Here is a 6,165-nt window from a genome sequence, read left to right as displayed (position 1 = left end):
GGCACCGCCATCGGGCCCGTAAGCGGGCGTGAAGCCGCAGCCTGCCAACGCGGCAAGCGAGACCAAGAAACTTCGGCGGTCAGTGAACCACATTGACGATGCGCCCCGGCACCACGATCAGTTTTTTCGGCGGCTGGCCAGCCAGCGCGCGTGCCACAGTCTCGTCTGCCAGCACCAGCTTTTCAACCTCTGAAGCGGGCATGTCCTTGGGCACGGTAATTTCGGCGCGCCGCTTGCCGTTGATCTGGATCGGCAGCGTCACCACGTCTTCGACCAAAAGCGCGGGGTCTGCCTCGGGCCAAGGTGCGGTGACCACCAGCCCGGCACCACCCATCGCGTGCCAGATTTCTTCGGCCAGATGCGGCACCATGGGCGACATGAGCTGCGCCATCGCCCGCAGCGCGACCTTCATCGCCGCCGCCGAGGCGGTGCTGCGCGAAAGCGTATTGGTCAGCTCGTAAATCTTTGCGATTGCCTTGTTGAAGGCAAAGTTTTCAACCGCGTAGGTAACATCGGCTATGGCGCGGTGCACGGCGCGCATCAGCTCCATATCGCCCGGCTCGGCGTCGCTTGCGGGCATTTCGGCAACCCGCTCGGTCATCAGCCAGACCCGGTTGAGAAACTTGAAGGCAGCCTCCGCACCGGCGGCGGTCCACTCCACATCCCGTTCGGGCGGGCTGTCGGACAGGATGAACCAGCGCGCGGTATCAGCGCCGAATCGCTCGATGATATTCACCGGATCGACGACGTTCTTTTTCGACTTCGACATCTTGGCCGAGGGAATCACCTCGACCGCCTCGCCGCTGGCCTTGAGCCGCCCCCCCTCGACCTCTTCTGGCAAGTGATAGACGGGCCGTCCGGCTGCATCGCGGGTAAGGTAGATTTCGTGCGTCACCATGCCTTGCGTGAACAGCGCGTTGAACGGCTCGATCGCGGCGGCGGGCAGATGCCCGGTCTTGTGCATGGCGCGGGCAAAGAAGCGCGAATAGAGCAGGTGCAAGATCGCATGCTCGATGCCGCCGATGTATTGATCGACGTTCATCCAGTAGCCCACATCCTCGGCCAAGGTCGGGGTTGCGGCGTGGGGCGCGGTAAAGCGGGCGTAATACCAAGACGAATCGACGAACGTGTCCATCGTGTCGGTTTCGCGCCGGGCCGGGGCGCCGCATTTGGGGCAGGCGCAATTGCGCCAGCTTGGGTGGCGGTCAAGCGGGTTGCCGGGTTGATCGAAGCTCACGTCATCGGGCAGGCGCACGGGCAGGTTGGCCTTGGCCTCGGGCACCACGCCGCAGGTGGCGCAGTGCACCACCGGAATCGGGCAGCCCCAATAGCGTTGGCGCGAAATGCCCCAGTCGCGCAGGCGGTAATTGGTTACGCCCTTGCCGATGCCGTTTTTTTCGCAATAGGCGATTGCGGTTTCGACCCCGGCTTCGCCGCTTTGCACCGATTCGCCCGCGAATTGGCGGACGTAGTGCACGGTTTCGGATTTTGGCGGAACGAAGGCTTCGCTCAGCGGTGCGTCGGCTGAACCTTCGGGCACGAATACGGCCTTGATCGGCAGGCCGTATTTCGTGGCGAACTCAAAGTCGCGCGCGTCATGCGCGGGGCAGCCAAAGATGGCGCCAGTGCCATAGTCCATCAAGATGAAGTTGGCGATGTAAACCGGCAGCTCCCACGCCGAATCGAGCGGGTGGCGCACCGTGATGCCGGTATCCAGCCCGCGCTTTTCGGCCTTTTCCAGCGCTTCTTCGCTGGTGCCGATGCGCCGACACTCGGCCACAAAGGCGGCCACGGCGGGGTTACCCGCCTCTAGCGCCCGGGCCAGCGGGTGATCTGGGCTGATGGCTGCGAAACTTGCGCCCATCAGCGTATCGGGGCGGGTGGTGTAAACCGCGAGCTGGTCGAAACCTTGCGGCGCGCCCTTGGTTTCAAAGGCAAATTGCAGGCCCCGGCTTTGGCCGATCCAGTTGGCTTGCATCACGCGCACCTTCTCGGGCCAGTCTTTCAGCCCATCAAGCGCGGTCAGCAACTCTTCGGAATAGTCCGAAATCTTGAAGAACCACTGTGTCAGTTCGCGCCGCTCGACGGGGGCACCAGAGCGCCAGCCGCGCCCGTCGATCACCTGTTCGTTGGCCAGCACGGTCATATCGACCGGGTCCCAGTTCACCACCGCGTTCTTGCGGTAAACCAGCCCCGCCTCCATCATGTCGATGAACATTGCCTGCTGCTGGCCGTAATATTCGGGGTCGCATGTTGCGAACTCGCGGGTCCAGTCGATCGAAAGGCCCAAGGGGCGCATCTGCGCCTTCATGTCGGCGATGTTGCCATAGGTCCAGGTTTTCGGGTGCCCGCCCCGCTCCATCGCGGCGTTTTCGGCGGGCATGCCAAAGGCATCCCAGCCCATCGGGTGCAGCACAGAATAGCCCTGCGCGATCTTGGTGCGCGCGACCACGTCACCCATCGTATAGTTGCGCACATGGCCCATGTGGATTCGTCCCGAAGGGTAGGGGAACATCTCAAGCACGTAATACTTGCGCTTTGTCTCGTCGCGCCGCGCGCGGAAAACCTCGGCGTCGGCCCATGCCTTTTGCCATAGTGCTTCGCTTTGGCTGGGTTCGTAGCGCGCCATTTTGTGCCCCTTCGCGGTCATCTGCCCGCGCGTGGTTACACCGGCTGGCCAGCCAAGGTCCAGCGCATCAACGCGGCTTATGCCTGCTTGTGGTCAAATATCCGGCGCGAAACGGCTATTGCCGCCTCAAAGCCCCGAATCGCGGATGCGAAGCTGGCGCGCGCGGGTCAGGATGGCGTCTTCCACCGCATGCACGGTATCGGACGAAACCGCAGCGCCACCCGAACCTTGCAGCGAAACCTTCAGGCTGCGCGCATCCAGCGCCGGGTCGGTCACATAGATCGTGGCGCGATAGCTGCGGCCACCGCCGGGGGGCGTGCCGTAGCCTGTGACGATGATGCCCGAGAACGGGTCAACAGACTGAATTGGCAAGAAGTTCAACACCTCTAGCGATGCCTGCCAGAGATATTTGTTAACCTCGACCGTGATGTTGGGGTCGTCTGCGTTTTTGAACAGGTCCCAGATCGTACCGCCGCTTTGGTCGATGTCGTCGCGCATTTTCGGCGCAGAGGTGTCGACCGGGGTCGCCGACCCAGAGCGAGAGCCGAACAAATTGCCGCTGCTGGTACCACAGGCCGCAACCGATGCCGCAAGCCCCGCCAGCAGCGCTGCGCGCAAAATGCGTGTGATGGTCATCAAGACGGCCCCCGTTTCGCTTTCCCGTTGTCTAGCCCAAGGGCCAGTGGTGGACAAGGTTTTTCCCCGCTTGGGCCTGTGCATCGCAACTGGCAGGTTTTCGCGCACCGGGGGGCACTGTGGCAAGACTGCACCATGATTGCGGCTAAACCTGTTCGCCGAGTTGCCGCAGTTGCTTTGCCACGCTTCTGGGGCGAGAAAAGCGCCATCCCCAGGTCGGAGTCCCCTGAGCTGGGTTGGCACCTTAAATACACGAGGGAAACGACATGAAAAAACTCCTTATCGCCTCAACCGCACTGGTGATGGTTGCTGGCGCGGCGCACGCCGAATTCAAAATGACCGGCGACGCTCGCTTCGGTCTGAGCTACGCGAACGATGGCTCGGCCAACGAAACCACCGCTGAAGCCCGCGTTCGTGCGAAGTTCAACTTCTCGGGCACCACCGATTCCGGCATGGGTTTCGGCGCTTACTTCCTTCTGAATGGTAAGACCGGCCTGACCGACGACTTCATCGTTTATGTCAGCGATTCGTGGGGCAAAGTCACCGTTGGTCTCGTCGACGCCGGTTCCGACTCGGTCGGCCTTGGCATCGCCGACATCGGCTACAAAGGCATGGACGTTGATGATGTCGCCGAAAGCCTCTATGCCGAAAGCACCAACAACGTTTCCTACACCGGCAGCTTCGGTGCGGTTAGCGTTGCTCTGTCGGCCTACATCGCCAACTCGAGTGCCGCGAGCGCGGACGAAGGCGACTGGTCGCTGGGCGTCGGCTACGAAGGCGATGGCTTCTACGTTGCAATGGGCTATGACGTCGACGATAGCGCCAGCACCGAAGTGCTCTCGCTCGGCGGCGGTGTCAAAATGGGTGCCGTCTCGGCCAACATGATCTATTCGTTTGGCGACGGCACCGCCGACGCCTATGGCCTCGACTTCAACTACAAGCTGAACTCGGCCACCACGCTGACGTTTGCTTACGCTGACGACGGTGCAGACGACGCCTACGGCCTGGGCGTTGCCTACTCGCTCGGCGGCGGCGCCACGCTGAAAGCCGGTATCGGCAACGTGCAAGGCACCACCGAAGCCGAAGTCGGCATGACCTTCACGTTCTGATCTTTCGATCGAACGAACCGGAAAGAGCGGGCGCAAGCCCGCTCTTTTCATTTGGGGGGCACGGGAATGGGTTTGAATGAAATCAAGGCGCGGCTACAAGCCGCCGAAGCGCGGGCCGGGCGGGTGCCGGGCTCTGTCACACTGATAGCGGTATCCAAGCTGCAACCACCCGAGCGGGTTGAGGCGGTGCTTGCCCAAGGGCAGCGGGTCTTTGGCGAAAACTACGTGCAGGAAGCGGCGGGCAAGTGGCCTGCGTGGCGCGCTGCGTTTTCCGGCGTGGCGCTGCACCTGATCGGCCCCTTGCAAAGCAACAAGGCCAAAGCGGCGGTCGAACTGTTTGACGCGATCCATTCGCTAGACCGCATCAGTTTGGCGCAGCGCCTGGCCCGGCTGGCCGATGCGCGCGGGGCCTGCCCAGAGCTTTTCGTGCAGGTCAACACCGGGGCCGAGCCGCAAAAGGCGGGTGTGCTGCCCGCCGATCTGGACCGTTTCGTGGCCGATTGCCGCGCGTTGGGGCTGCCGCTTGCGGGCCTCATGTGTATTCCGCCCGAGGCCGAAGATTCGGCCCCGCATTTCGCGCAACTGGCCAAAATGGCCGCGCGCAACGGTCTTGCGGGCCTGTCTATGGGCATGAGCAGCGATTTTGAGGCAGCAGTTGCCGCCGGGGCCACGCATGTGCGGGTTGGCAGCGCAATTTTCGGCCCACGCGGTTAACGCGCAGAACCGCAGGGCATATCAGCCGCGCACGATAAGCCTAGTGCCGGGCGCTGCGGTTTGCGCCAGCCACAACAAGTCTCGCCGCGCAAGCGCGATGCAGCCTGCGGTGGGAAAGCCGGGCCTGCGCCACTGATGCAGAAAGATCGCCGAGCCGCGATGGGGTGCTGCGTCGGGGTAGTTCCAGTCTGTGACGAGAATCAGGTCATAAAGCGGGTCGGCGCGGCAAAGCCTTTCTGCCGAGGCGGCAAAGGGCGCGCGCACAAGTTGGTTATAGGCCAGATGCTCGGGCGCATCGCACCAAAGGTCGCGCGGCCCGATCGGTTGCGCCCAGCGTGGCAACATGTTGCGCGCGATGCGGTCGGGGCGAAAAAGCATCCCCGCGATGCGATGTGTGCCAGCAGGGGTCGCAAGGTCGCCTTCGCGTTTGTTGTGGGTAATGCCCCCACGGCCAATGCTGCACGGCAGGGTGACGCCGCCATACCGCAGGCCGGTTGGGGTAAGCACAAGATCGCCCCTCACATCAGGTGCCCCGATTTCGCGGCTTTGGTGGCAAGGTAGGCGGCGTTGTGCCGCGTGCGGCCCACCTGCAACGGCACCCGCTCGGCCACCGTGATTCCGTTGGCCGCCAGCATTTTCACCTTGGCCGGGTTGTTGGTCAAAAGACGCACCGAAGAAAAGCCGAGCTCCTTCAGAATCGCCGCGCCAAGGCGAAAATCGCGCTCATCGTCTTCAAAGCCAAGGCGATGGTTGGCCTCGACCGTGTCGAAACCCTGATCTTGCAGCGAATAGGCGCGCATCTTGTTGGCAAGGCCAATGCCGCGCCCCTCTTGGTTGAGGTAGAGCAACACCCCCGCGCCTTCCGTGGCCATAGCCGCAAGTGCTGCGGCAAGCTGGCTGCCGCAATCGCATTTGAGGCTGCCAAGCACGTCGCCTGTAAAGCAGGCCGAATGTAGCCGCGTCAGCACCGGCGCATCGCGCGAAGGCACGCCAATTTCGATCGCATAATGCTCCTCGCCGCCATCGTCGGGGCGAAAGACGTGCAACCGCCCGGCTTCTGCGGCCGCCATGGGCAAG

At 63.0% G+C, this 6,165-nt stretch carries 6 protein-coding genes; 2 read left to right on the top strand and 4 right to left on the bottom strand.

Features of this window, described 5'->3' with window-relative positions:
* Positions 1-79 precede the first annotated feature (79 nt).
* Together leuS and ABY403_RS12385 are read right to left on the bottom strand one after the other, a co-directional pair.
* Positions 80-2,629, bottom strand: coding sequence for a leucine--tRNA ligase (gene leuS, locus ABY403_RS12390; RefSeq protein ID WP_372841134.1), 2,550 nt, complete (start codon positions 2,627-2,629; stop codon positions 80-82).
* Positions 2,630-2,755: 126 nt separating this feature from the next.
* On the bottom strand, positions 2,756-3,265 hold the full coding sequence (locus ABY403_RS12385; protein WP_372841133.1) for a DUF3576 domain-containing protein: 510 nt from the start codon (positions 3,263-3,265) through the stop codon (positions 2,756-2,758).
* A gap of 266 nt (positions 3,266-3,531) precedes the next feature.
* Here ABY403_RS12385 and ABY403_RS12380 point away from each other — a divergent pair, with 266 nt between their 5' ends.
* Together ABY403_RS12380 and ABY403_RS12375 are read left to right on the top strand one after the other, a co-directional pair.
* Positions 3,532-4,374: a porin gene (locus ABY403_RS12380; RefSeq protein ID WP_372841132.1), complete on the top strand. Its 843-nt coding sequence runs from the start codon at positions 3,532-3,534 to the stop codon at positions 4,372-4,374.
* 66 nt (positions 4,375-4,440) lie between these two features.
* The gene (locus tag ABY403_RS12375; RefSeq protein ID WP_372841131.1) at positions 4,441-5,088 is read left to right on the top strand and encodes a YggS family pyridoxal phosphate-dependent enzyme; all 648 of its coding nucleotides are present in this window, start codon (positions 4,441-4,443) and stop codon (positions 5,086-5,088) included.
* A 21-nt stretch (positions 5,089-5,109) separates the two neighbouring features.
* Here the strand turns inward: ABY403_RS12375 and ABY403_RS12370 are convergent, their stop codons facing one another.
* Positions 5,110-5,610, bottom strand: a complete 501-nt coding sequence (locus ABY403_RS12370) for a L,D-transpeptidase (protein WP_372841130.1) — start codon at positions 5,608-5,610, stop codon at positions 5,110-5,112.
* Positions 5,607-6,165 (bottom strand): GTP cyclohydrolase II (gene ribA / locus ABY403_RS12365; protein WP_372841129.1); only part of this gene is annotated, 559 nt, incomplete at its 5' end. The genes ribA and ABY403_RS12370, both read right to left, overlap by 4 nt.

The organism is Phaeovulum sp. (assembly GCF_041596715.1).
Lineage (GTDB): Bacteria > Pseudomonadota > Alphaproteobacteria > Rhodobacterales > Rhodobacteraceae > UBA6213.
This window is presented reverse-complemented; position numbering and strand designations above follow the sequence as displayed.